Below are 24657 nucleotides of genomic sequence, written 5' to 3' on the forward strand. Positions count from 1 at the left end.
GCCTCAGGCGTCGCGGGTGGCGACCATCCCCAGCGTGATCAGTCCGAGCACGACCCAGCCGAACCACAGCCAGCCGTTGCCGCCGAGCGCCACCGTGTAGGCCGTCACCGCCACCAGGCCGCCGATGGTGAGAGCCCCCATCGTCCTCGTGGCACCGTCCGTGGAACCGGGCATCGCGACCCCCTCCTCATGGTCCGATCCCCTCCATGGTGCCCCGAAGCGCCCGGCTCAGCTCCCGCGCGTCCGCAAAGAGGCCAGATAGGCGTTGTACGCCGCCAGCTCCTTGTCGCCGTCCCGGTCGGCGGCCCGGTCCTTGCGCCTGGCCTGCCGCTGGTCCGAGGCGTACCACTGGAACAGCAGCGCGATCAGCACCAGGACCGAGGGCACCTCACTGAACGCCCACGCGATACCGCCGGCCGCGTTCTGGTCGGAGAGCGCGTCGACGCCGAGCGAGGCGGGCGGGTTCTCGAACGTCGAGACCATCGGCGAGGACGCCATCATCAGCGCGATGCCGAAGAACGCGTGGAACGGCATGCCCGCGAACAGCTCCAGCATCCGCATGAGGTGGCCCGGCCGGTGCGGACCCGGGTCCACCCCCATGATCGGCCAGAAGAAGACCACGCCGACGGCGAGGAAGTGCACCATCATCGCGATGTGCCCGACCTGGGAGCCCATCAGGAAGTCGAACAGCGGTGTGAAGTAGAGCGCGTACAGACTCGCGACGAACATCGGGATCGTGAACACGGGGTGGGTGATCACCCGCATGTACCGGCTGTGCAACAGCATCAGCAGCAGTTCCCGCGGCCCCTTGCTGCCCCGCACGGAGGCCGGCGGCAGCGCGCGCAGCGCGAGGGTGACCGGGGCGCCGAGCAGGAGCAGGATGGGCGACACCATGCTGATGACCATGTGCTGCACCATGTGCACGCTGAACATGACCATGCCGTAGTCGTTCAGCCTGGTGCACATCACCAGCGCGATGCTCAGCACCCCGACGACGAAGGCGACGGTCCGCGCCGGCGGCCAGGCGTCCCCGCGCCGCGCCAGCCGGACGACCCCCCAGCCGTAGAGCGCGAGCCCCAGCAGGCAGGCGACGAGGAAGAAGGGGTCCGTCGACCACCCGAGCCCCCGCCCCAGCGTGAACGGCGGCAGGTCCGTCATCATGCCGTGCCCGCTGTGATCCATCGCCGGCTCCTGTTTCGTGCGGATTGAACGATTCTGTCCGCCCCAAGACTAGAACCGCCCCCGGCAGCCGATGTCACCGGGGGCCGGACAGCGCCCGCCGGGGGCGGGACCGCACCGGTGCGCGCGGCTCCGCCGCCGGGGGCGCGGGCGGCCGCCACGGGTCCGCGCCCGCCGCACGGCCTAGAGCACGCACTCCGCTTCCGCGTACCGGTCCTCCGGTACCGTCTTCAACGTCTCCACGGCCTTCGCCAACGGCACCATCACGATGTCCGTCCCCCGCAGCGCCGTCATCTTCCCGAACTCGCCACGGTGCGCGGCCTCCACCGCGTGCCACCCGAACCGCGTCGCCAGCACCCGGTCGTACGCCGTGGGCGTCCCGCCCCGCTGCACATGCCCGAGGATCACCGGCCGCGCCTCCTTGCCGAGCCGCCCCTCCAGCTCGATGGAGAGCTGCCGGGCGATCCCCGCGAAGCGCTCGTGGCCGTAGACGTCCTTGCCGCCCTCGTCGAACGCCATCGTCCCCGGCTTCGGCTTGGCGCCCTCCGCCGCCACCACGATCGCGAACCGCTTGCCCGCCGAGAACCGCTCACCGACCTTCGCGGCCAGCTCCTCTATGTCGAAGGGCCGCTCCGGTACGACGACGGCGTGCGCGCCGGCCGCCATCCCGGAGTGCAGCGCGATCCAGCCGGTGTGCCGGCCCATGACCTCGACGATCAGCACCCGCTGGTGCGACTCGGCGGTGGTCTTCAGCCGGTCCAGCGCCTCCGTCGCGACCGTCACGGCGGTGTCGAAACCGAAGGTGACGTCGGTGACGGCGATGTCGTTGTCGATGGTCTTGGGCACCCCGACTATCGGCAGCCCGTTGTCGGACAGCAGCCGGGCCGCCTTCAGCGTGCCCTCGCCGCCGATCGGGATGATCGCGTCGAGGCCCAGCTCCCGGACGTGCCCCCGGGCCCGCTCCACGCCGTCCCGCAGGTGCTCGGGACGGACCCGCGAGGAGCCGAGGATGGTGCCGCCGAGGGCCAGGATGCCGCCCACGGCGTCGAGGTCGAGCTTGAGGTAGTCGCACTCCAGGAGGCCCTTCCAGCCGTCCCGGAAACCGATGACCTCGTCGCCGTGGTCGGCGACGGCGCGGTGCACGACGGACCGGATGACGGCGTTCAGGCCGGGGCAGTCGCCGCCGGACGTGAGGACACCAATGCGCATAACCCGAATTACCTTCTCCAGTGGCCACGGGTCCGGACCGCGATGTCCGGCTCGGATGCCGCCACCCTAGCGGCATCCGCGGGCCCGTCCGCACGGCGCGTCCGCCTGCTGGACGTGCCCGCTCACCTGTGCGGACGCGCCATCAGACGGGCCGGTGACGTGCGGGACGGCGCCTGTGTCAGGCGGACTGCTGGGCCGACGCGATGCGCTCGTCGCGCAGCGCCTCGTACCACCGGTCGTCGGTCGGCGGCAGCGCGTTCACGTCCAGGGCCAGCTTCAGCAGCAGGTCCGCGATGAGCGGGTTGCGGGCGAGGACCGGCCCGTGCATGTACGTACCGAAGACCGTGTCGTTGAACGCGCCCTCCGTGCCGTCCCCGGTGCCGTTGCCGTTGCCGAAGCGGACCTGGGCGAGCGGGCGGGCGGTCGGGCCCAGGTGGGTGACGCCCTGGTGGTTCTCGAAGCCGGTCAGCGGGGGCAGGCCGAGGCGCGGGTCGATGTCGCCGAGGACGTCGCCCACGCACCGCTCGCCCTCGCCGCGCACCGAGACCACGTCGAGCAGGCCGAGGCCCGGCTCGCGCCGGCCGAGGTCGTTGACGAACTCGTGGCCGAGGATCTGGTAGCCGGCGCAGACCGAGAAGACGATCGCGCCGTTGCCCACCGCCCGGTGCAGACCGCCGTCCCGGCGCAGCCGCTCCGCCGCGAGCCGCTGCGGCCGGTCCTCGCCGCCGCCGATCAGGTAGATGTCGCCGGAGGTGGGGATCGGCTGGTCGCTGCGCACGTCGATCCGGGCCACGTCCAGGCCGCGCTGCCGGGCGCGGCGCTCCACGACGAGGACGTTGCCCTGGTCGCCGTAGGTGCTGAGCAGGTCCGGGTAGATCCAGACGATGCGCAGTTGGTTGTCGCTCACTCTCAAGTTCCCTACCGGTGTCGTGGGTCAGTTGCCGACGCGGCGGCGCAGGTCCTGGAACGCGGTGTAGTTGGCGATGACCTCGATCCGGCCCGGCGGGCACTGCTGCACCGCCTGGTCGAGGTTCTCGCACACCTGGAACTGCTGGTCCGCCACCTCCAGGCGGACCGCCAGGTCCAGCTTCCGGTCGCCGATCACGCAGATCGGGTGGCCGGTCAGCCGCGTGTAGTCGACGTCCCACAGCCAGGAGGTGTCGGTGCCGTCGGCGCCGCGCGCGTTCACCGAGAGGATCACCGGCGCCGGCGGCTGATCGATCAGGGAGAAGGTCTCCAGCCAGCCGGCCGGGTTCTTGGCGAGCAGCAGACGCAGGTCGCGGCCCTGGAACTGGACCACGTCGTAGCGTCCGGCGACCGCCTGCACCTGGTACATCCGCTCCAGGGCGACCTGCGGCGGCACGCCGAAGACGGCGGTGACGGCCGCCGAGGAGGCGGCGTTGGCCTTGTTGGCGCGGCCCGGCAGCTGGAGGTGGATCGGCCAGGCCGAGCCGTGCGGGTCGATGACGTGGTCACCGGAGAGCGCCCAGCTCGGGGTGGGCCGGCGGAAGCCGCACTCGCCGCAGAACCAGTCGTCGCCGGGGCGCTGCATCACACCGCCGCAGGACGGGCAGGACCAGGCGTCGTCCTTCCACATCTGCCCGGCGGCCACCCAGACCACGTTGGGTGAGGAGGAGGCGGCCCAGACCACCAGCGGGTCGTCGCAGTTGGCGACGACGACGGACTTGGTGCCGGCCAGGCCCTCCCGCCAGGCCTCCGCGAGCATGCGGGTCTCGGCGGCGCGGTCGAGCTGGTCGCGGGAGAGGTTGAGCAGGGCGATGCACTTGGGCTCGGTGGCCTGGGCGACGCCCACGAGGTACTTCTCGTCGACCTCGATGACGCCGTACCGGGCGTCCGCGCCGCCCGCCAGCGCCGAGGTGATGCCGGCCGGCATGTTCGCGCCGAGCGCGTTGGAGACGACCGGTCCGGCAGCCTTGAGGGCCTCGGCGATCAGCCGGGTGGTGGTGGTCTTGCCGTTGGTCGCCGACACCAGGGTCACGTCCAGGTGCTGCGCGAGCCGGGCGAGGAGGTCGGGGTCGAGCCGGAGCGCGACCTTGCCGCCGATCACCGAACCGCTGCCGCGACCCGCGGCGCGGGACGCCGCCGCGACCGCTTTGCCCGCGGTCACGGCCAGCTTGGCCCGTGGCGTGAGCGGGTCCGAGTTGCCTGCCATCAGTTCTCGATCCTCCTTGCGTACGCGCCGCGCCTGAAGCCTGGGAAGCCTGACGGCCACGTGGTGTGGACCTCAGCCTATCGAGATCCGCTCGCCCGCCCGAATCGCGGCCCGCGCGAGCGGGCCGTTCGGGCCCGTACCCTTGCGGCCATGCGACACGGCCCGATCCCGGGCGCCCGCGGGCGCGTCCGGCCCTTGACCCTGCTCGGAGACACGGTACTGCGCGAGCCGTGCCGCGAGGTCACCGGCTTCGGCCCCGAACTGGCGCGACTCGTGGAGGACTTGTTCGCCACCATGTACGCCGCCCGCGGCGTGGGCCTGGCGGCCAACCAGATCGGCGAATCGCTGCGGGTCTTCGTCTACGACTGCCCGGACGACGAGGACGTCCGTCACCTGGGCCATGTGGTCAATCCCCGGCTGGTGGAGACCGACGGGGTGGTGGTGCGCGGGCCCGAGGGCTGTCTGTCGCTGCCGGGCCTGGAGGCCGGGACCGAGCGGTACGACCACGCCGTCGTCGAGGGCTTCACCGCGGACGGGGAGCCGGTCACCGTGCACGGGACGGGATTCTTCGCGCGCTGCCTGCAGCACGAGTGCGACCACCTGGAGGGGCGTCTCTACGTCGACCACCTCACCGGATGGCGTCGCCGGCGGGTGGAACGGCAGGCCGCCCGGGCCGACTGGGGCCGCCGGGCACCCGTTGCCCGGAGCCGCTAGGGACTCGCTGCCCGGAGCCGTCAGAGACTCGCTGACCGGGGCCGTCAGGGTCCCGTTGCCCGGAGCCGTCAGGGACTCGCTGACCGGGGCCGTCAGAAACCCGGGCCGTCCGTCCGGTCGTCCGCCGCCGCCAGCCGGCCCCACAGCAGGTCGGCCAGACAGCGCACCAATTCCTCGCGGGAGCAGGGGCGTTCGCCGAGCCACCAGTCACCGGCGGCGTGCATCATCCCGACGATCCCGTGCCCCCACACCCGGGCCAGCCGCTGCCCGTCCGGTCCGAGGTCGAGGCGCTCCTCGATGACCTGGGCCAGCTCCTCGCCCATGCGGCGCAGCAGCGGCGCCGAGTGCTTGCCGACGTCGAAACCCGCCTCGCCCTGGGCGCTGTCCGCCGGGTGCATCAGGAAGCGGTACACCTGAGGGCGGGCCTCGATGGCCGCCAGGTAGGTGTCCAGGGTGGCCTCGACGCGCTGCCGCCGCTCCGCCGGGGCGTCCAGGGCGGCCCGCAGCGAGGCGAGGAGGGCGTCCGTGTGGCGCTGGGCGAGGGCGGCGTACAGGCCGCCCTTGTCGCCGAAGTGCCGGTAGAGGATCGGCTTGGTGATGCCCGCCTCGGCGGCGATGGCGTTCATCGAGGCGTGGGGTCCGTCACGCAGCACCACCCGGTCGGCGGCCTCCAGCAGCTCTCGCCGTCGCCGGTCGGCGGACCGCTGCTGATCGGTCCGCTGCCTGGTCTCCATGTGCTCTCCCCACCTGTGCCGGTTCGGTGACGCCTGCGCAAACTAGCACTCACCGCCCCCCGATGATCGAACGGGCTGCCGACGGGCGTGGGGAGTTGACTTTTCTTACCCGTGGGTAACAGACTCGATGTTACCGTTAGTAACACGCAGGTGCGTCACTGGAGGGGTCATGGCCGAGTTCACCATGGAGCTCAACGACGAACAGAAGGAGGTGCGGGACTGGCTGCACGGCTTCGCCGCCGACGTGATCCGTCCCGCCGCCGCCGAATGGGACGAGCGTGAGGAGACTCCCTGGCCGGTCATCCAGGAGGCCGCCAAGGTCGGCATCTACTCCCTCGACTTCTACGCCCAGCAGTACTTCGACCAGACGGGACTCGGCATCCCGATGACCATGGAGGAGCTGTTCTGGGGCGACGCGGGCATCGCCCTGTCGATCGTCGGCACCGGCCTCGCCGCCGTCGGCGTCCTCGCCAACGGCACCGAGGAGCAGATCGGCACCTGGATCCCGCAGATGTACGGCGACGTGAACGACGTCAAGGTCGCCGCCTTCTGCTCCTCCGAGCCCGACGCCGGCTCCGACGTCGCCTCGATGCGCACGCGCGCGGTGTACGACGAGGCCAAGGACGAGTGGGTCATCAACGGCACCAAGACCTGGGCGACCAACGGCGGCATCGCGGGCGTCCACGTGGTCGTCGCGGTCGTCGACCCGGAGCTGGGCTCCAAGGGCCACGCCTCCTTCATCGTCCCGCCGGGCACCAAGGGGCTCTCCCAGGGCCAGAAGTTCAAGAAGCACGGCATCCGCGCCTCGCACACCGCCGAGGTCATCCTCGAGGACGTGCGCGTGCCCGGCTCCTGCCTGCTGGGCGGCAAGGAGAAGCTGGACGCCCGCCTCGCCCGCGCCCGGGAGAAGGCCAAGAAGGGCAGCATGGGGGTCCCCCCGCTCGAGCGAAGCCGAGAGGGGGGGAGGGTCAAGAACGCGGCGATGGCCACCTTCGAGGCGTCCCGCCCGGCGGTCGGCGCCATGGCGGTGGGCACCGCCCGCGCCGCCTACGAGGTGGCTCTGGAGTACGCCCAGACGCGGGAGCAGTTCGGCCGCCCGATCATCGACAACCAGGGCGTCGCCTTCCAGCTCGCCGACATGCGCACTTCCATCGACGCGGCCCGGCTGCTGGTGTGGCGGGCGTCCTGGATGGCCATCAACGGCAAGCCGTTCACCGCCGCCGAGGGTTCGATGTCCAAGCTGTTCGCCAGCGAGACCGCCAAGAAGGTGACCGCCCAGGCGGTCCAGATCCTGGGCGGCAACGGCTACACCCGGGAGTACCCGGTGGAGCGCATGCACCGGGACAGCGCGATCTACACCATTTTCGAGGGCACCAGCGAGATCCAGCGCCTGGTGATCGCCCGCACCCTGTCGGGGATGCCGATCCGGTAGCGCCGCCGCAACGGGGGCGTGATGTCGGTGGGGCGGTCTACGGTGCGGCCATGACCTTCACACCGCCCGCCGGACTGCCGCCCGGCCGGTTCCTTCCCCGCGGTCCGTCACGGGGTGTCTGGATCTCCGACGACTTCCCGGACGACCTCGAACGCCGGTGGCCGCGTCTGCTGAGCGAGGGGCCGGTCCACGGTTTCGTCGCCGTCCTGGGCCGGGCGGACGCCGTGGGCGCACCGCTCGACCCGGCCCGGGTCGGGGCGGTGCGCCTGGAGGAGGCGCCGGCCGCGGACTTCGCGGACTACCGCCGCCGGAGGCTGCCGTCCTGGACGCATCCGGACCCGGACCCGGTGCCCGACGGGACCGAGCCGTGTCCGCACGATCCCGGACCGCCCTTCGAGCGGTGGCCGGGCCCGGCGCCGGGTGTCCCCGTCACCCCCGCGAGCCGGTCGCCGCTGGACGCCGCGTCGACGGCCGTGACCGAGCTGCTGGAGGCGGGTGAGTACGGGCTGGACGAGTGCCGCCCGCTGCTCGTCGGCGCCCGCGGTGGTCAGGCGCCGGCGCTGCTCGGCCGGCCCGCGCCCGCTCCGCTGCCCCTGCTGTGCGCCCTGCTGGAGAGCTGGGAGGACCGCTTCGGCGCCCGGCCCGTCGCGGTGCTCGGCAGCACCCTGCACGTCGCGGTCGCCCGTCCGCCGATCCGCCCGGAGCACGCGGAACTGCTCGCCCCGGAGCATGTGCTGTCCACCGCGGACAACATCGTCGACGACCCGCCGACCCCGTTCCCCGAGTACGCCGCGGAGCTGGCCGGACGTACGCACTGGTCGTTCCGGTGGGACTGGGGCGCGCGGCCCTCACGGCGCTTCGGGCAGCCGGACCGTGACGACCAGGCCGCCGACCGGGCGCGGGGCCAGGTCGAGGGTGCCGGTGTGGGCCCGGACCACGCTGTGCACGATGGCCAGGCCCAGGCCGACGCCGGCGTGGGCGTCGGTGCGGACCCGGTCGGTGCCGCGCCGGAAGGGTTCGGTGAGGGCCGGGACCAGCTCCGGCGGGACCGGGGGACCGGTGTTCTCCACCCGCAGCACGCTGGTGCCGCCGTCCGTCCCGGTGCGCACCCGCACGCTGCCGCCGTCGGGAAGGTTGTGCACGACGGCGTTCTGGACCAGGTTCGTCACCATCCGCAGCAGCAGTTCCGCCGAGCCGTCGGCCGGGGCCGCCCCGCCGGTCACCGCCAGCGCGACCCCGCGCTGTTCGGCCAGCGGCAGCAGCGTCTCGGCGGCCTCCTCGGCCAGCAGCGACAGGTCGACGCGCGCGCGGGCGAAGTCCCCGCGCCCGCCGCGGCCGAGCAGCAGCAGGGCCTCGGTCAGGTCGATCGCCCGGGTGTTGACCGTGCGCAGCCGGCCGAGGATCTCCTCCCGGTCTCGGCCCGGGTCCGCGCGGGCCACGTCGAGCAGTGCCCGGGAGATCGCCAGCGGGGTGCGCAGCTCGTGCGAGGCGTTCGCGGCGAACCGGCGCTGCTCGGCGACGTGCGCCTCCAGCCGCTCCAGCATCGAGTCGAACGCGTCGGACAGCTCCCGGAACTCGTCCCGACGGTCCGTCATACCGATCCGGTGGGACAGCGACCCGGTCCCGGCCAGCCGCGCCGCGGCCGTGATCCGGGTGAGCGGCGCCAGCATCCGCCCGGCCAGCAGCCAGCCGCCAGCCAGGCCGAACACCAGCAGGAAGGCCATCGCCACGGCCGCGGCGGGCGCGAAGGCGCGCACCAGCAGATAGCGGTTGGGCGACACCCCCAGCAGCCCCTGGGAGTTGTCCGGCACATAGCGCAGCAGGTACAGCCAGACCACGGCCAGCAGCAACGCGCCGGCCACCAGCAGGAATCCGGCATAGCTGAGGGCGAGCTTCAGCCGGGTGCTGAGCGCAGGCCGGCTAGGCACGCCCGCCGCCGGCGTCGATCCGGTAGCCGACGCCCGGCACGGTGGCGATCACCCACGGTTCGCCGAGCCGCTTGCGCAGCGCGGACACGGTGATCCGCACCGCGTTGGTGAGCGGATCGGCGTTGGCGTCCCAGGCCCGCTCCAGCAGCTCCTCCGCGCTGACCACCCCGCCCTCGGCGGCGACCAGCACCTCCAGGACGGCGAACTGCTTCCGGGTCAGCGCCACATGCCGCCCGTCCCGGAACACCTCCCGGCGGAACGGGTCGAGCCGGAGGCCCGCGATCTTTCGCACCGGGGGCCGGGCGTGCGCCCGGCGGCGGTCCAGCGCGCGCAGCCGCAGCACCAGCTCCCGCAGCTCGAACGGCTTGGTCAGGTAGTCGTCGGCGCCCAGCTCGAACCCGGACGCCTTGTCGTCGATCCGGTCGGCGGCGGTCAGCATCAGGATCGGGATGCCGCTGCCCGAGGCGACGATGTGCCGGGCCACCTCGTCACCGGACGGGCCGGGGATGTCCCGGTCGAGCACCGCGAGGTCGTAGGAGTGCACGCCGAGCAGCTCCAGCGCGGTGTCGCCGTCCCCGGCGATGTCCGCCGCGATCGCCTCCAGCCGCAGCCCGTCCCGGACCGCCTCGGCCAGATAGGGCTCGTCCTCCACCAGCAGCACACGCATGCCGGAAGCCTAGGCCGCACTCCGTATCGCCGGCGTATGCGCGGACGCCGGCGCCCCGGTGCGCCACCAGCGGCGCGACGCCAGCCCGGCCAGCACCGCGCCGACGGCGTTGACCAGCACGTCGTCCACCGAGGACACCCGGTCCAGGCGCAGCACGTACTGCGCGGTCTCCACCAGCACCGAGCAGCCCGCGCCCAGGGCGAGCACCCGCGGCACGGACGCCAACGCCGGCCAGCGCACCGGCGCGAAGGCGCCCAGCGCCGCGAAGACCAGCAGGTTGCCCGCGATGCCGTAGGGGCCCATCGCCACCAGGTCGCGCAGCGGCACCAGGCTCACCCGGGGCTCGGCGGTGCCCGCCCCGGAGCCCCACATCATCGTCATCCACAGGAACGGCAGCGTGCCGTGCACCATACCGACCTCCGCCAGCGACCTCCGCAGCGCCGGGACGTCGCCGCGGGCCCGCCGGTACCGGGCCAGCGCCCACACCGCCGGCGCGGACAGCGGCAGCGCGACCAGCGCCATCAGCACCACGCCGTTGAAGGTGCCGAAGCAGCGGTCCCACCGCCCGGCCGCGCACACCGGCGCCGCCATCAGCAGCGGCCCGCGCAGCGCGAACAGCAGGCCCGCCACGCCGAGGACGAGCAGGGAGGAGATACGAGTCATGCCCTCCAGCACAAGGCACGGGCCGTTGCCGGGGCGTATGCGCTTTTCCATACGTCCGCGATACACCCGTGACGCGCCCGCGATACGGCCGTGGTGCGCCCGGCGCGCGGGCGCACCACGTCAGCGGTGCCGGAGCGGCGTCAGCTGCTCGATGTCGTACTTGGCCCGCAGTTCCTCGATGGCCGCGTGGTCCGGCGGGCCGCCGTCCTGGAGGATCTCCAGCAGCTCCTCGAAGTACCGCTCGTGATCCGGTGGCGGACTGGCCTGGAAGAACATCTTCGCCGGGGTGTCCGTCGGGTTGGCGAACGCGTGCGGACACCCCGGCGGGACCACGATGACCGTGCCCGGGGTGGCGCGCACCACCCGGCTGCCGCCGCTGGACTCCCAGCGCTGCCAGTTGTCGGGGGTGCGCACCCGCGGCTCGAAGGCGAGCACGTCCAGCTCGCCCTCGAGGACGTAGAACAGCTCCTCGCTGCGGGTGTGCACATGGGCGCCGACGTCGAAGCCCGGCGGCACGATCACCTCGAAGGTGGACGCCATCCGCGAATGCGAACCGGTCACCTTGAACGTCACGTGCTGCGCCGGGGCCTTCACCACCCGCCCGTGCCCCGGCGGCACCAGCAGTCCCTCGGCGCGGCCCTCGATCGCCGTCATCGCCCGCTCACCAGGTGACCGGCAGGGCCTCGGGCCCGCGGATCAGCGCGCCCTTCTTGAACGGCACCTGAGCCGGGTCGACCGCGAGCCGCAGCCCCGGCACCCGGTCGAGCAGGGCGTCGACCAGCAGCTCCGACTCCAGCCGGGCCAGCATGCCGCCCGGGCAGTAGTGGGGGCCGAACCCGAAGGAGACGTGCGGGTTGGGGCTGCGGTCCAGGTCGATGGTCTCCGGGTCGGGGAAGACCTCGGGGTCCCGGTTGGCGGCCAGGTAGGAGACGTAGACCGCGTCGCCCGCCCGGATCCGCACGCCCCGGATCTCGACGTCCTCCAGGGCGATCCGGGACAGTCCGACCGCGTTGCGATGGGGAATCCAGCGCAGCAGCTCGTCGATGCCCCGGGGCCGGATGTCCGGCTCCGCCCGCAGCCGCTCGGCCAGTTCGGGACGGGTCAGCAGGGTGAAGAACAGCTGCCCGCTGTTGTTGGTGACCGCCTCGCCGCCGATCTGCAGCAGTACCGCCAGGCCCACCGCCTCCTGGAGCGTGATCTCCTCGCGGCCCACGGCCGCGCCCAGCAGCGACGCCACGTCCTCGCCGGAGCTGTTCTCCCGCAGCCCGACCAGGTCGGCGAAGTAGGCGCCCATCTCCTGCTTGGCGCGCTCGCTGACGTCGGCGCCGTGCGAGGAGGACAGGATCAGCTGGGTCCAGGTGTGCATGCTGTGCCGGTCGGCCGCCGGGACGCCCATCAGCTCGCAGATCACCGCGATGGGGAAGGGGCCGAGCACCGCCTCGGTGAGGTCGGCGGGTGGTCCCTGCGCCAGCATCGCGTCGATCAGCTCGTCCAGCATCGCCCGGGACCGCTCGCGCACCCGCTCCACGCCCCGCGCGGTGAACGCCGCCGCCACCGAGCGGCGCAGCCGGGTGTGGTCCGGCGGATCGAGGAAGCCGACCGCGCCCCGGGCCGGGATGAAGTGCGGGGCCAGCCTGGTCACCGGCCGGTCCATCACCGCCTCGCGGCCGAACCGGGGGTCGTTGGTGACCATCCGCACATCGTCGTAACGGGTCACCAGCCAGGCCCAGCCCTCGCCGTTGGGCAGCGAGATCCGGGTGACCGGTCCCTCGGCCATCAGCTCGCGCAGCACCGGGTCGAAGTCGGTGCCGGGCAGGTCCGGGACCGGCCAGTCCCGCACGGGCGGGGCGGTTCGGGGAATCGTCTCCTCGCTCACGTCCGTCTCACGCCCTGGGCCTCGTCCGCGGTCCGCCAGCGGCCCAGCGACATCTCCGCGGTGATGCCGGGTCCGAAACCCGCCAGCAGTCCGCGGGCCCGGTCGTCGGCGCCGCCCTCGTCGAAGAGGCGGCGCAGCGCGTCCAGGACGACGGCGCTGGCGATGTTGCCGTACTCGGTCAGCGTCGCCCGGCTGAAGCGGAACGCGTGCGGCTCGACCTCGAGGAACTTGCTCAGGTCGTCCAGGATGCGCGGTCCGCCCGCGTGCACGATGTAGAAGTCGAGGTCGGTGGCGTCCCAGCCGTGGTCGCGGGCCAGCTGGACCAGCGCCGGCGCCAGCGGCTCCATGGTGGCGGGCACCCGCTTGTCCAGCAGGAAGTGGAAGCCGGTGGCCTTCACGTCGTACATGATCCACTCTTCGGTCTTCGGGATCAGGTACGAGCCGTTGCGCTCCAGGCGTACGCCGGTGCCGCCCTGGCCGCGGACCACCGCGGCGGCGATGCCGTCGCCGAAGAGGCCGTTGGAGAGCAGGGAGCCGACGCCGATGTCGGTGGGCTGGTAGCACAGCGAGCAGAACTCGCAGGCCACGATCAGCGCGTTCGCCTGGGGGTAGGCCGTGCAGAAGTCGTGGGCCCGGTTGATCGCCGCGCCGCCCGCCGCACAGCCGAGTTGTGCTATCGGCACCTGCCGGGTGGTGCTGTCGAAGCCCATCTCGTTGATCAGCCACGCGGTGAGCGAGGGCATCATGAAGCCCGTGCACGAGACGTAGATGATCACGTCGATGTCGGTGGGCAGCAGCTCCGCGTCGTCCAGCGCCCGCTGGATCACCGAGGGGACGCGCGCCTTGGCCTCGGCCTCGTAGAGTTTGTTCCGGTCCTCGAAACCGGGGTGCTTCAGGGTTTCCTCGATGGGCTGCACGATGTGCCGGGTGCGCACGCCGGTGTTCTCGATCAGCCTGAGGGCCAACGGCAGTTGGGGGTGGTCGGCGTGGCGCTCACGCGCCAGCGCGAGTGTCTCCTCCATCGTGATCACGTGTTCCGGTACGGCCACCGAGGGTCTGCACAAAGTCGCCATGAACCGTGCCTGCTTTCGCCTCCCGGGCGGCCTTGCGCCCCCCGGTCAGAAAGTGGTCCACCTCTTAGGGGTGTTCCTCCAACGATCACCCGGCGGGGCGCGGTTCTCTCGCGGAGTTACTCCGTCTCGGGGACCCTGGGAGGGCGGCGCGGCTGAGGAGAGGGAGAAAACGATGGCCCAGACGGCACGGCACCTGCTGGAGACCACCACCGGGAAGCTGGCCCCCGACCCCCGGGCCAACCGGTTCGTGCCGCTGGTGGCGCGGGGCGCGGTGAGCCGGGACACGCTCGCCGCACTGGCGCTGGAGCAGAGGTGGGTGATCGCCGCCGACCGCCGGGCCTTCGAGTACCTCGCGCACCGCGCGGACGACACCCCGCCCGTCGCCGCCTACTTCTCGGCGCTCGCCGAGGGCGAGGCCGTCGCCGCCCGGAAGCTGGAGGCGTTCGCCGCGGCCTGCGGCGTGGGGGAGTCCCGGTCGGTGGCCCACGAGCCGCTGCCGGGCTGCCAGGCATACCCCGCGTACGTGGCCTGGCTCGCGCTGAACGGCTCACCCGCCGAGACGGTCCTCGCCGTGCACGCCAACTTCTCCGCCTGGGGCGGCTACTGCGCCACCATCGCCGGCGCCCTGCGCCGCCACCACGGCTTCACCGACGAGGCCTGCGCCTTCTTCGACTTCTTCGCCCGGCCCGATCCCGGCCTGGAGCACAGGGCGACGGCCGCCGTGCGGGCCGGACTGGACGGCGGCCACCTGAACGAGGAGCTCACGCACCGCTACGGACGGCTGCTCCAGGCGTACGAGGCGATGTTCTGGCACAGCCTGTGGGAACGGGAACGGCCCGAAGGCGGTGCTCAGGGTCAGCACGACTGACCGCTGCTGTGCGCGATGCAGGCCACGTCGATCCGGTCGGCCAGCTTGGCCAGCTCGATGGTCAGGGCCGCCACGGTGTCCTCGTCCAGCCGGCCGCTCTCCCCGGTCTCCACCAGGCGCAGCCACCGTCCGCCCATCGTGCGCAGCAGTTTGCTCACGTCGGCCGCGGACACCTGGAGGCTGCCGCGGTCGTCGACGATCAGGGGCAGAGTCACTTCGCGGGTCACGGGAAGGGATCGTAGCCGCGGAAGGCTCACGCTCCGTGCCATACGGTGGTGATGTTGCAGAACTCCCGGATTCCGTGCCCGGACAGCTCACGCCCGTAGCCCGACCGCTTGACCCCGCCGAACGGGAACGCGGGGTGCGAGGCCGTCATCCCGTTGATGTAGACGCCGCCCGCCTCCAGGTCCCGGACGAACCGGTCCACGTCCGCGTCGTCCCGCGTCCACACGTTCGAACTGAGACCGAAGTCGGTGTCGTTGGCGATCAGCACCGCCTCGTCCAGGTCGGCCGCGCGGTACAGCGTGGCGACCGGGCCGAAGGTCTCCTCACGGTGGATGCGCATCCGGCGGTCGACGCCGGCCAGCACGGTGGGCGGGTAGTACCAGCCGGGCCCCTCGGGGCGTTCGCCGCCGCACAGCACAGTGGCGCCGCCGCGCACCGCGTCCTCGACCAGCTCCACCAGGTCGGTCACGCCCCGCTCGCTGGAGAGCGGCCCGACGTCCGTGTCCTCGTCCATCGGGTCGCCGACCTTGAGCGCCTTCATGCCGGCCACGAAACGCTCCGCGAAGGCGTCGTACACGTCCGTGTGCACGATGAAGCGCTTGGCGGCGATGCAGGACTGCCCGGCGTTCTGCGTCCGCGCGGTCACCGCGACCTCGGCGGCCCGGTCGAGGTCCGCGGAGGGCATCACGACGAACGGGTCGCTGCCGCCCAGCTCCAGCACCGTCTTCTTGATCATCTCTCCGGCGGTGGAGGCGACCGCGCGGCCCGCGGGCTCGCTGCCGGTGAGGGTGGCGGCCTTCACGCGCTCGTCGCGCAGGATGTCGTCGACGGCGGCCGAGCCGATCAGCAGGGTCTGGAAACAGCCCTCGGGAAAGCCCGCGCGGTGGAAGAGGTCCTCCAGGTAGAGGGCGGTCCGCGGCACGTTCGAGGCGTGCTTGAGCAGGCCGACGTTGCCCGCCATCAGCGCGGGCGCCGCGAACCGGATCACCTGCCAGAGCGGGAAGTTCCACGGCATCACGGCGAGCACCGGGCCGAGCGGACGGTAGCGCACCAGCGCCCGCGAGGCCCCGGAGTCCTTCACGTCGGCCCCGTCGGGCTCCTCGTCGGCGAGCAGCACGGCCGCGCGGTCGGCGTACCAGCGCATCGCCTTGGCGCACTTCGCCGCCTCCGCGCGGGCCTGCCTGATGGGCTTGCCCATCTCGGTGGTGATGATCCGGCCGATCCCGTCCTGGTCGGCCTCCAGGAGAGCGGCGGCCCGGTGCATCAGCCGGGCCCGCTCCTCGAACGTCGTCGTCCGGTACGTGCGGAAGGTGGCCTCGGCGAGCTGGAGCCGGCGCTCGGTCTCCTCCTCGTCCATCGCCTCGTACGTCCTGACCGTCTCGCCGTTCGCCGGGTTCACCGTCGCGATGGGCATGGCCGACCTCCCTGGGAGCGGGGTTGTGCTTCGACCTTCGCGCCGGGCGCGGGGCGCCGCGACGCGAGGGGTCCGTCGTCAGTCCGAGTGCTCCGCCAGGCGGTCGAGAAACGCCCTCTGTGCCGTGACGATCACCTCGCGCGCCCGGTCCAGGGGCAGCCAGGCCACCCGGTCCAGCTCCGGGAACTCCTGTTCCCGTCCCGACCGCGGCGGCCACTCCATACGGAACGTGCCGGGCACGGCCGTCGCCGGGTCGAGGTCGGCCTCGACCGCCCAGACCGTGACCAGCTTGCCGCCGGACTGGCGGACCTCGCCGAGCGGGACGGCCCCGTCGCCCTCCGGCGGTGGCAGCCCCAGCTCCTCCTGGAACTCGCGGCGGGCCGCGTCCCAGGCCGGCTCGTCGTCCTCGTACTCTCCCTTCGGCACCGTCCAGGCGCCCTGGTCGCGCCGGGCGAAGAAGGGGCCGCCCATGTGGCCGAGGAGGACCTCGAGGCCCTGGCCGGTCCGGCGGTACAGCAGCAGGCCGGCGCTGCGCTTCACGGCGCGGCCCCCGGATGCGCGGCGAGCAGCGTCTCCACCGTGTCCGCCTCCTCGGGGCGCTTGTCCTCGCGGTAGCGGACCACACGGGCGAAGCGGAGGGTGACGCCGGCCGGGTAGCGGGTGGAGCGCTGGAGACCGTCGTAGGCGATCTCGACGACCAGTTCGGGGCGGACGGTCACGCCCCAGGGGTGCTCGGCCACGGCGAGCTGGGTGAGGTGCCCGGTCTGCCAGGCCAGCATCGCGTCCGTCATGCCCTTGAAGGTCTTGCCGAGCATGGTGAAGGAGCCGTCGGCGGCGCGGGCGCCCAGGTGCAGGTTGGAGAGCCTGCCGGTGCGCCGTCCGTGGCCCCACTCGGCGGCCAGGACCACCAGGTCGAGGGTGTGCACGGGCTTGACCTTCAGCCAGGAGGCGCCGCGCCGCCCGGCGCTGTAGGGCGCGTCGAGTCCCTTGACCACGACGCCCTCGTGACCGCGGGCGAGGGTCTCGGCGAGGAAGTCCTCCGCGGTCCTCACGTCGTCCTCCTCCGCCAGCAGGGTGCGCCGCACCCGCATCGGCTCCGGGACCAGCCGCGCCAGCTCCGCGTGCCGCTCGGCCAGCGGCAGGTCGAGCAGGTCGCGGCCGTCGACCAGCAGGGCGTCGAAGAAGACGGGGGAGACGGGCACCGCCCGGGAGGCCGTGGCGACGTCCGTACGGGAGCCGACGCGCCCGGCGGTCTCCTGGAAGGAGCGGGGGCGCCCGTCGGGACCGAAGGAGATGACCTCGCCGTCCAGCACGAACCGCTCGCCGTCCAGCTCCAGCGCCGCCGCGGTCACCTCGGGCAGCCGGTCGGTGATGTCGTCCAGAGTGCGGGTGTACAGCCGTACGGCACTGCCGTCGCGGTGCACCTGCACCCGGATGCCGTCGAGCTTCTCCTCGACCGCGCACCGGCCCAGCCTGCCGGCCGCCTCCGCCACCGAGGAGGCGCTGTGCGCCAGCATCGGCAGCACCGGACGGCCGACGGTGAGCCGGAAGCGGCCGAGCGCCTCGGGGCCGTCGGCGAGCAGGGCCTCGGCCACCGTCCGCAGGGAGCCCGCGAGCATCACCGCCCGCCGTACGTCCGCCGGGTCCGCCCCGGTGGCCTGGGCCAGGCCCTCGACGGCGACCGCGTCCAGCGCGCCCTGCCGGACCTCGCCGGTGAGCAGCCCGAGCAGGAAGCGCTGCTCGTCCGCGGTGGCGGCGCCCATCAGCTCCGCGACCAGACGGGTGCGCTCGGCCCGTGATCCGGGGCCGGACACGGCGGCGAGGCGGGTGAGCAGGGCGTCCACCTCGCGCACGGTGAGGGTCGGTGCGGCGGCCGGCTCGACGGGCCGGCCCAGCACCTGCCGGCCGACGCCGATCCGGCCCTGCGGCAGCCGTCCCGCGAGACAGGGGATGACGACCGGCACGTCCGACGCCTCCGCCTCCCGGAACAACTCGGCGAGCAGGGCCGTCTTGCGGGACCGCGCCGAGGCGGCGGCGACCTCCTGGGACACACGGGCCAACCGGGCGAGCAGCATGCCCTTCATGGTGCACCGGGAGGGCGGGGCTCACACCCGGTCGTTGCCCGGGGGACGGCTCCTTTGGCCCGTCACCCCACCACGGGCGCGTCCGGGGCGGACGGGTTCGGCTCTCCACGGGCGCGTCCGGGGCGGACGGGTTCGGCTCTCCACGGGCGCGTCCGGGGCGGACGTGCTCAGCTTTCCAAGGACGCGTCCAGATCCGACATGATCAGCTCGCCGACGACCGCCGACGCCGCCCGGTAGCCGCCGCTCACCGCGTGCGCGACCTGCTCGGCGAAGCCCATCGCGTTGCCGGCCGTCCACACCCCCGGCACGCTGGTCAGGCCGGTCGGGTCCACCACGGGGTAAGCCCCGAACGGGGTCTCGTCCAGCTCGGCGCCGAGCTGTTCCAGCAGACCCGTCCGCGGCACGGCGCGCGGCGCCACGAACACCACCGACCGCTCGTGCACCGAGCCGTCCGCCAGCCGCACGCCGGTGATCCGGTCGTCCTCGGCCACCAGCCCGGCGACCTCGCCCGGCACCACCTTGACGCCCGCCGCGGCCAGCCTGCGCAGGTCCTGGTCGGACAGCTCGTCCTCGTCGACGGTGTGCAGGAACAGGGTCACGTCGTCTGACCAGCCGGACACCATGAGCGCCTGGTGCACGCTCATCGGACCCGACGCCAGCACGCCGAACCGTTCGTCCCGCACCTCCCAGCCGTGGCAGAACGGGCAGTGCAGCACGTCCCGGCCGAACCGCTCGGCGACCCCGGGGATCCCAGGCAGCTCGTCCTTCAGCCCGGTGGTGACGATCAGCCGCCGGGCGCGCACGGTCCGCCCGCCGGCCAGCTCCACGGCGAAGTCGCCGCCCTTGGTGTCACCGCGGGTGACGCTCACCGCCCGGTCGTGGACCAGTTCGACACCGTACGACGCGACCTCCTCGCGGCCGATCGCCAGGAACTCGGCGGGCGGCATGCCGTCCCGCGACAGGTAGCCCTGCATGTGCGCGGCCGGCGCGTTGCGCGGCTCCCCGGCGTCGACGACGAGGGCCCGCCGCCGGGCCCGGCCCAGCACCAGCCCGGCGGACAGCCCGGCGGAGCCGCCCCCGACCACGATGACGTCGTACTTCTCGGTCGTCTGCCTGTTCTGTTCGGTCACGGTGACCACCTCCGATCCGACCGTCGCCCCGACCGCGGTGGATTGACAAACAGATTTGCCGGTTCTGCAATAAATCCATGACGAAGGACGATGTACTCGCCGGTGTCGGTCCGCGGCTGCGGCAGCTCCGCAAGGAGCGCGAGGTCACCCTCGCCGCGCTCGCCGAGGCGACCGGCATCTCGCTGAGCACCCTCTCCCGCCTGGAGTCCGGGCTGCGCAAGCCGAGCCTCGAACTGCTGCTGCCGATCGCCCAGGCCCACCAGGTGCCGCTGGACGAACTGGTCGGCGCCCCGCCGGTCGGCGATCCCCGGGTCCGGGCCGAGCCGATCCAGCGCCACGGCCGCACCTACTGGCCGCTCACCCGCCAGCCCGGCGGACTCCAGGCGTTCAAGGTGCTGGAGCCGCGGCGGCGCGAGGAGCCCGACCCGCGGACCCACGAGGGGTACGAGTGGATCTACGTGCTGTCCGGACGGCTGCGGATCGTGCTGGGCGAGCACGATCTGGTCGCCGGCGCCGGTGAGGCCGTCGAGTTCGACACGAGGGTGCCGCACTGGTTCGGGTCGACCGGGGAGGGGCCGGTGGAGTTCCTCAGCCTCTTCGGACCGCAGGGGGAACGGATGCACGTACGGGCGCGGCCCGCGCGGCCGTGACGGTTCCGGCGGCGGTTCTCCGGCCAGGACGGTTCCGTCGTCGGTGGCGGCGGCGGCCCGCGCGGCCGTGACGGTTCCGGCGGCGACGGTCCTCCGGTCGGGACGGTTCCTTTGATCGTGACGGTCCTCCGGCTCGTGGCGTTCCCCCGATGGAGGCGTCCGGGACGGTTCCCTGATCGGCAAGCGACCGCTTAGTATGCGGTGGACCCGGACGGACGACGCAGTCGGTGGAGGCCCCGCATGCAGGCATGGCAGGTGCGCGAGAACGGCGAGCCGGGCGAGGTGATGCGCCTCGCGGAGGTCCCGCCGCCGACGCCGGGCGAGGGCCAGGTCCTGCTGCGGGTCCGCGCCGCGAACGTCAACTTCCCGGACGCGCTGCTGTGCCGGGGCCACTACCAGGTCAGGCCGCCGCTGCCGTTCACGCCGGGCGTGGAGGTCTGCGCCGAGACGGCGGACGGCCGCCGGGTGCTGGCCAACCCGGTGCTGCCGTACGGCGGGTTCGCCGAGTACACCGTCGCGGACGCCGCCGCCCTGCTGCCCGCGCCGGACGCCCTGGACGACGCCGAGGCCGCCGCCCTGCACATCGGCTACCAGACGGGCTGGTTCGCACTGCACCGCCGGGCCCGGCTGGAGGCCGGTGAGACCCTGCTGGTCCACGCCGCCGCGGGCGGGGTCGGGAGCGCGGCCGTACAGCTCGGCAAGGCCGCCGGGGCCACCGTCATCGGCGTCGTCGGCGGCGCCGACAAGGCCGCCGTCGCCCGGCAGCTGGGCTGCGACACGGTGATCGACCGGCGCGGCGAGGACGTGATCGCCGCGGTGAAGGAGGCCACCGGCGGGCGCGGCGCCGACGTGGTCTACGACCCGGTGGGCGGCGCCGCCTTCCAGCAGTCCACCAAGGTCGTCGCCTTCGAGGGCCGGATCGTGGTCGTCGGCTTCGCGAGCGGGGACATCCCGAGCGCCGCCCTCAACCACGCCCTGGTGAAGAACTACGCGATCCTCGGACTCCACTGGGGTCTGTACAACACCAGGAATCCGCGACTGGTGGCCGAGTGCCACGAGCGGCTCACCGAGCTGGCCGCCCAGGGCGCGGTGAAGCCCCTGGTCAGCGACCGCGTGTCACTCGACGGGGCCGCCGGTGCCGTGCAGCGGGTCGCCGACGGCGTCACCACGGGCCGGATCGCCGTCGTCCTGGAGGAGCCGGAGCGTCCCGAGAAGGAGGCCGCCGCATGACCGACGCAGAGGAACTGCGCCGCCGTACCGCCGAGTTGCTGGCCGCGCACCCGCCCGCCGACACCGACCGCCTCGACTTCCTGCGGGCCCGCTTCGACGCGGGACTCGCCTGGGTCCACTTCCCCGAGGGCCTCGGCGGACTCGGCGCCCCCCGCACCCTCCAGCCCGTCGTCGACGCCGAACTGGCCGCCGCGGGCGCCCCCGACAACGATCCCCGGCGCATCGGCATCGGCCTCGGCATGGCCGCCCCGACCATCCTCAAGTACGGCACCGAGCAGCAGAAGCAGCGCTTCCTGCGTCCGCTGTGGACCGGCGAGGAGGTGTGGTGCCAGCTGTTCAGCGAGCCCGGCGCGGGCTCCGACCTCGCCGCGCTCGGCACCCGCGCGGTGCGCGACGGCGACAGCTGGGTCGTCGACGGGCAGAAGGTGTGGACCTCCAGCGCCCACCTCGCCCGCTGGGCCATCCTCATCGCCCGCACCGACCCGGACGCGCCCAAACACCGCGGCATCACCTACTTCCTCTGCGACATGACCGACCCCGGTGTCGAGGTCCGTCCGCTGCGGCAGATCACCGGCGAGGCCGAGTTCAACGAGGTGTTCCTCACCGGCGTCCGCATCCCCGACTCCCGGCGCCTGGGCGAGGTCGGCGACGGCTGGCGCGTCGCGCAGACCACCCTGAACAACGAACGCGTCGCCATCGGCGGCCGGCGCCTGCCCCGCGAGGGCGGCATGATCGGCCCGCTCGCCAGGACCTGGCGCGAACGCCCCGGACTGCGCACCCACGACCTCCACCAGCGCCTGCTCACCCTGTGGGTCGAGGCCGAGGTCGCCCGGCTCACCGGCGAACGCCTCGGCCAGCAGCTCGCCGTCGGCCACCCCGGCCCCGAGGGCGCCGGCATGAAGCTGGCCTTCGCCCGCCTCAACCAGGAGATCAGCGGCCTGGAGGTGGAACTCCGCGGTGAGGAGGGCCTGCTGTACGACGACTGGACCATGCGCCGCCCGGAACTGGTCGACTTCACCGGCCGCGACGCCGGCTACCGCTACCTGCGCTCCAAGGGCAACAGCATCGAGGGCGGCACCAGCGAGATCCTGCTGAACATCGTCGCCGAACGCGTCCTCGGCCTGCCCGCCGAGCCCCGCACCGACAAGGACGTCGCCTGGAAGGACCTGGCCCGATGAGCGACCTGCTGTACTCGCAGGAGGAAGAGGCGCTGCGCGCCGCCGTCCGGGACCTGCTCACCGACCACTGCGACGCGGCCGGCGTCATCGCGCGCACGGAGACGGACCACCCGCACGACCTGACCGTGTGGAAGGCGCTCACCAAGGGAATGGGCCTGGCCGGTCTGCTGATCCCCGAGGAGTACGGCGGCCAGGGCGCCACTCACCGGGAGGCGGCCGTCACCCTGGAGGAACTGGGCCGGGCGGTGGCCCCCGTGCCGTACCTCACCAGTGCCGTGGCCGCCACCGAGGCGCTGCTGGCCTGCGCGGCCGGGGACCTCCTCGCCGAGCTGGCCGCCGGACGCCGCGTCGGCGCCCTCGCCGTCGGCCTGCACACCGCCCCGGAGGCCGCCTTCCCCGCCGTGCGCGCCGAGAACGGCGTCCTGCGCGGCGCCCTGACCGGCGTCGCGGACGCGGCCGTCGCCGACGTCCTGCTGGTCCCCGCCGACGACGGCGGGCTCTACGCGGTGCGCGCCGCCGACGCGACCGTCACCCCGCAGACCTCCCTGGACCTCACCCGGCCGGTGGCCGCGGTCGCGTTCGACGGAGCGCCGGGCGAGCGGCTGGGCGAGGCAGGGCCCGCCGTACGCCGTGCCCTGCGGTCCGCTGCCGGACTGCTCGCCTCGGAGCAACTGGGCCTGGCCGACTGGGCGCTGACCGAGACGGTGCGGTACCTCAAGGAACGCAAGCAGTTCAACCGGCCCGTCGGCGGCTTCCAGGCGCTCAAGCACCGGCTCGCCGCGCTGTGGCTGGAGGTGGTCCACCTGCGCGCCGCCGCCCGGAACGCCGCGGACGCGCTGGCCACCGGCCGGGACGCCGACGTGTCCGTCGCCGTCGCGCAGGCGTACGCGGCACCCGTCGCCGTCCGCGCCGCCGAGGAGGCCCTCCAACTGCACGGCGGTATCGGCATGACCTGGGAGCACCCGGTCCACCTGTACCTGAAGCGGGCCAAGGCCGACTCGATCGCCTACGGCACGGCGGGCGCCCACCGCGCGGCGCTGGCCACCCTGGTGGAGCTGCCGGCACCGTAAGACCTCACCTCGGCAGCACCTTTGGAGAAGTCCGCCCCACCCCGGGCGGGCTTTTTCGTGTGCTCTGCCCGCACGAAGTGAACAGGTGGCGGCCCACCGGCCAATTTCCCCGCACGGACCCGCTTCCCGGCCTCCTTCGCCTCGCATACTCACTGAGGTCCCGTAAGGCCTACCAGGGAGGCAGAGCATGGCCCTCACCACCCGTCGCAGAGCCCTCACCACCCTCGGCGCCGCCCTCGCCGGCGCGGTCGCCCTGCCCGCCGGCCCCGCGCTGGCCGGCGAACGGACGTCCCGTCCGCGCCCGTTGTGGCGTGCCCACGCCCACAACGACTACGAGCACCCCCGCCCCCTCCTCGACGCCCTCGACCACCGCTTCGGCAGTGTCGAGGCCGACATCTACCTGGTCGACGGCCAACTCCTGGTCGCCCATGACGCCGTGGACCTCGACCCGGCCCGCACCCTGGAGTCCCTCTACCTGGACCCGCTCGCCGCCCGCGTCCGCGCCCAGGGCGGCCGGGTCCACCGCGGCGACCGGCGTCCGCTGCAACTGCTCATCGACATCAAGACCGAGGGCGCGGCGACCTACCTCGAACTCGACCGTCACCTGCGCCGCTACCGGCACCTGTTCACCACGTACGCCCACGGCAGGGTGCGCACCGGCGCCGTCACCGCCGTGATCTCCGGCGACCGGGCGGCCCGCGAGCCCATGGAGGCGCAGACCGAACGCCGCGCCTTCTACGACGGCCGCCTCACCGACCTCGGCACCTCCGCCCCGGCCTCCTTCGTCCCGCTGATCAGCGACAACTGGACCAACCACTTCACCTGGCAGGGCGTCGGCGCCTTCCCCGCCGCCGAACGGCGCAAGCTGCGCGACATCGTCGTCGCCGCGCACTCCCGCGGGCAGCGCGTCCGCTTCTGGGCCACGCCCGACCTCGCGGGGCCGGCCCGGGACGCGGTGTGGGCGGAGCTGGTCGCCGCGGACGTCGACCACCTCAACACGGACGACCTCGCCGGTCTGGAGGCGTTCCTGGACGCCCACCGGGCGGCGTGACGCGTCGGGCACGACGGACACCACACGTTCGGAGGACATGTCAGCCGCCCGGACGAACCCTCCGCTACGCCACACTTGCGGCCGAACGCCGTGAACCGGACGCGCGGCG

24 protein-coding genes and 2 pseudogenes are annotated in these 24657 nt (G+C 73.2%); 9 read left to right on the plus strand and 17 right to left on the minus strand.

All coding sequences use genetic code 11. The features are described 5' to 3' along the window. Positions 1-3: 3 nt before the first annotated feature. The 5 genes from ACY1JF_RS21830 to ACY1JF_RS21850 all read right to left on the minus strand — a co-directional run bounded on the left by ACY1JF_RS21830 (position 4) and on the right by ACY1JF_RS21850 (position 4561). On the minus strand, positions 4-174 hold the full coding sequence (locus ACY1JF_RS21830) for a hypothetical protein (RefSeq protein ID WP_462706875.1): 171 nt from the start codon (positions 172-174) through the stop codon (positions 4-6). Positions 175-228: 54 nt separating this feature from the next. Further along, positions 229-1182, minus strand: a complete 954-nt coding sequence (locus ACY1JF_RS21835) for a cytochrome c oxidase assembly protein (RefSeq protein WP_462706877.1) — start codon at positions 1180-1182, stop codon at positions 229-231. A 180-nt stretch (positions 1183-1362) separates the two neighbouring features. After that, on the minus strand, positions 1363-2388 hold the full coding sequence (locus tag ACY1JF_RS21840; RefSeq protein ID WP_462706878.1) for a 6-phosphofructokinase: 1026 nt from the start codon (positions 2386-2388) through the stop codon (positions 1363-1365). Between the two features lie 178 nt (positions 2389-2566). After that, positions 2567-3295 carry a type 1 glutamine amidotransferase gene (locus ACY1JF_RS21845; RefSeq protein WP_462706879.1) on the minus strand — a complete coding sequence of 243 codons (729 nt, stop codon included), beginning with the start codon at positions 3293-3295 and terminating at the stop codon, positions 2567-2569. A 27-nt stretch (positions 3296-3322) separates the two neighbouring features. Continuing rightward, complete coding sequence (locus ACY1JF_RS21850; RefSeq protein WP_462706880.1) at positions 3323-4561, minus strand: DUF1727 domain-containing protein; 1239 nt, start codon at positions 4559-4561, stop codon at positions 3323-3325. Positions 4562-4711: 150 nt separating this feature from the next. Between ACY1JF_RS21850 and def the strand changes: the two genes are divergently transcribed. After that, entirely contained in the window at positions 4712-5275 is a 564-nt protein-coding gene (gene def, locus ACY1JF_RS21855; protein WP_462706881.1) for a peptide deformylase, read from the plus strand. Between the two features lie 92 nt (positions 5276-5367). Here the strand turns inward: def and ACY1JF_RS21860 are convergent, their stop codons facing one another. After that, positions 5368-6009 carry a TetR family transcriptional regulator gene (locus tag ACY1JF_RS21860; protein WP_462706882.1) on the minus strand — a complete coding sequence of 214 codons (642 nt, stop codon included), beginning with the start codon at positions 6007-6009 and terminating at the stop codon, positions 5368-5370. A gap of 169 nt (positions 6010-6178) precedes the next feature. Between ACY1JF_RS21860 and ACY1JF_RS21865 the strand changes: the two genes are divergently transcribed. Next, on the plus strand, positions 6179-7441 hold the full coding sequence (locus tag ACY1JF_RS21865) for an acyl-CoA dehydrogenase family protein (protein ID WP_462706883.1): 1263 nt from the start codon (positions 6179-6181) through the stop codon (positions 7439-7441). A 50-nt stretch (positions 7442-7491) separates the two neighbouring features. Then, positions 7492-8214: pseudogene (locus tag ACY1JF_RS21870) on the plus strand (DUF4253 domain-containing protein); the annotation flags it as partial. A gap of 75 nt (positions 8215-8289) precedes the next feature. Here the strand turns inward: ACY1JF_RS21870 and ACY1JF_RS21875 are convergent. The 6 genes and pseudogenes from ACY1JF_RS21875 to ACY1JF_RS21900 all read right to left on the minus strand — a co-directional run. Continuing rightward, positions 8290-9369: a sensor histidine kinase gene (locus ACY1JF_RS21875; RefSeq protein WP_462706884.1), complete on the minus strand. Its 1080-nt coding sequence runs from the start codon at positions 9367-9369 to the stop codon at positions 8290-8292. After that, positions 9362-10036 carry a response regulator transcription factor gene (locus tag ACY1JF_RS21880; RefSeq protein ID WP_462706885.1) on the minus strand — a complete coding sequence of 225 codons (675 nt, stop codon included), beginning with the start codon at positions 10034-10036 and terminating at the stop codon, positions 9362-9364. The genes ACY1JF_RS21875 and ACY1JF_RS21880 overlap by 8 nt, the downstream gene beginning before the upstream one ends. A gap of 9 nt (positions 10037-10045) precedes the next feature. Beyond that, on the minus strand, positions 10046-10699 hold the full coding sequence (locus ACY1JF_RS21885; RefSeq protein ID WP_462706886.1) for a VanZ family protein: 654 nt from the start codon (positions 10697-10699) through the stop codon (positions 10046-10048). 120 nt (positions 10700-10819) lie between these two features. Next, positions 10820-11353 (minus strand): cupin domain-containing protein, encoded by a 534-nt coding sequence (locus tag ACY1JF_RS21890; protein ID WP_462706887.1) that lies wholly within the window; start codon positions 11351-11353, stop codon positions 10820-10822. Between the two features lie 7 nt (positions 11354-11360). Next, entirely contained in the window at positions 11361-12575 is a 1215-nt protein-coding gene (locus tag ACY1JF_RS21895) for a cytochrome P450 (RefSeq protein ID WP_462706888.1), read from the minus strand. Then, positions 12572-13654: pseudogene (locus ACY1JF_RS21900) on the minus strand (type III polyketide synthase); the annotation flags it as partial. The gene ACY1JF_RS21895 and the pseudogene ACY1JF_RS21900, both read right to left, overlap by 4 nt. Before the next feature lie 166 nt (positions 13655-13820). Between ACY1JF_RS21900 and ACY1JF_RS21905 the strand changes: the two are divergent. Beyond that, positions 13821-14516 (plus strand): thiaminase II/PqqC family protein, encoded by a 696-nt coding sequence (locus ACY1JF_RS21905; RefSeq protein ID WP_462706889.1) that lies wholly within the window; start codon positions 13821-13823, stop codon positions 14514-14516. Here the strand turns inward: ACY1JF_RS21905 and ACY1JF_RS21910 are convergent. The 5 genes from ACY1JF_RS21910 to ACY1JF_RS21930 form a co-directional block, all read right to left on the minus strand. After that, complete coding sequence (locus tag ACY1JF_RS21910) at positions 14504-14743, minus strand: DUF6213 family protein (RefSeq protein WP_462706890.1); 240 nt, start codon at positions 14741-14743, stop codon at positions 14504-14506. The genes ACY1JF_RS21905 and ACY1JF_RS21910 overlap by 13 nt on opposite strands. A gap of 26 nt (positions 14744-14769) precedes the next feature. Next, positions 14770-16155: an NADP-dependent succinic semialdehyde dehydrogenase gene (locus ACY1JF_RS21915; protein WP_462706891.1), complete on the minus strand. Its 1386-nt coding sequence runs from the start codon at positions 16153-16155 to the stop codon at positions 14770-14772. A gap of 78 nt (positions 16156-16233) precedes the next feature. Then, a complete protein-coding gene (locus ACY1JF_RS21920; protein WP_462706892.1) occupies positions 16234-16695 on the minus strand; it encodes an NUDIX domain-containing protein in 462 nt (153 codons plus the stop codon). Beyond that, complete coding sequence (locus ACY1JF_RS21925; RefSeq protein ID WP_462706893.1) at positions 16692-18230, minus strand: ATP-dependent DNA ligase; 1539 nt, start codon at positions 18228-18230, stop codon at positions 16692-16694. Before ACY1JF_RS21925 ends, ACY1JF_RS21920 begins: the two co-directional genes overlap by 4 nt. A 176-nt stretch (positions 18231-18406) precedes the next feature. Beyond that, positions 18407-19369, minus strand: coding sequence for an NAD(P)/FAD-dependent oxidoreductase (locus ACY1JF_RS21930; protein WP_462706894.1), 963 nt, complete (start codon positions 19367-19369; stop codon positions 18407-18409). 77 nt (positions 19370-19446) lie between these two features. On the opposite strand from ACY1JF_RS21930, the gene ACY1JF_RS21935 reads away from it, so the two are divergent. The 5 genes from ACY1JF_RS21935 to ACY1JF_RS21955 all read left to right on the plus strand — a co-directional run bounded on the left by ACY1JF_RS21935 (position 19447) and on the right by ACY1JF_RS21955 (position 24548). Further along, the gene (locus ACY1JF_RS21935) at positions 19447-20019 is read left to right on the plus strand and encodes a helix-turn-helix domain-containing protein (protein WP_462706895.1); all 573 of its coding nucleotides are present in this window, start codon (positions 19447-19449) and stop codon (positions 20017-20019) included. A gap of 240 nt (positions 20020-20259) precedes the next feature. Next, positions 20260-21249, plus strand: coding sequence for an NADPH:quinone oxidoreductase family protein (locus tag ACY1JF_RS21940; RefSeq protein ID WP_462706896.1), 990 nt, complete (start codon positions 20260-20262; stop codon positions 21247-21249). Next, positions 21246-22427 carry an acyl-CoA dehydrogenase family protein gene (locus ACY1JF_RS21945; RefSeq protein WP_462706897.1) on the plus strand — a complete coding sequence of 394 codons (1182 nt, stop codon included), beginning with the start codon at positions 21246-21248 and terminating at the stop codon, positions 22425-22427. The genes ACY1JF_RS21940 and ACY1JF_RS21945 overlap by 4 nt, the downstream gene beginning before the upstream one ends. Continuing rightward, on the plus strand, positions 22424-23497 hold the full coding sequence (locus ACY1JF_RS21950; RefSeq protein WP_462706898.1) for an acyl-CoA dehydrogenase family protein: 1074 nt from the start codon (positions 22424-22426) through the stop codon (positions 23495-23497). The genes ACY1JF_RS21945 and ACY1JF_RS21950 overlap by 4 nt, the downstream gene beginning before the upstream one ends. Before the next feature lie 187 nt (positions 23498-23684). Further along, on the plus strand, positions 23685-24548 hold the full coding sequence (locus tag ACY1JF_RS21955) for a phosphatidylinositol-specific phospholipase C/glycerophosphodiester phosphodiesterase family protein (protein WP_462706899.1): 864 nt from the start codon (positions 23685-23687) through the stop codon (positions 24546-24548). Positions 24549-24657: the final 109 nt, after the last annotated feature.

Source organism: Streptomyces sp. SYSU D01066-1 (genome assembly GCF_054956795.1).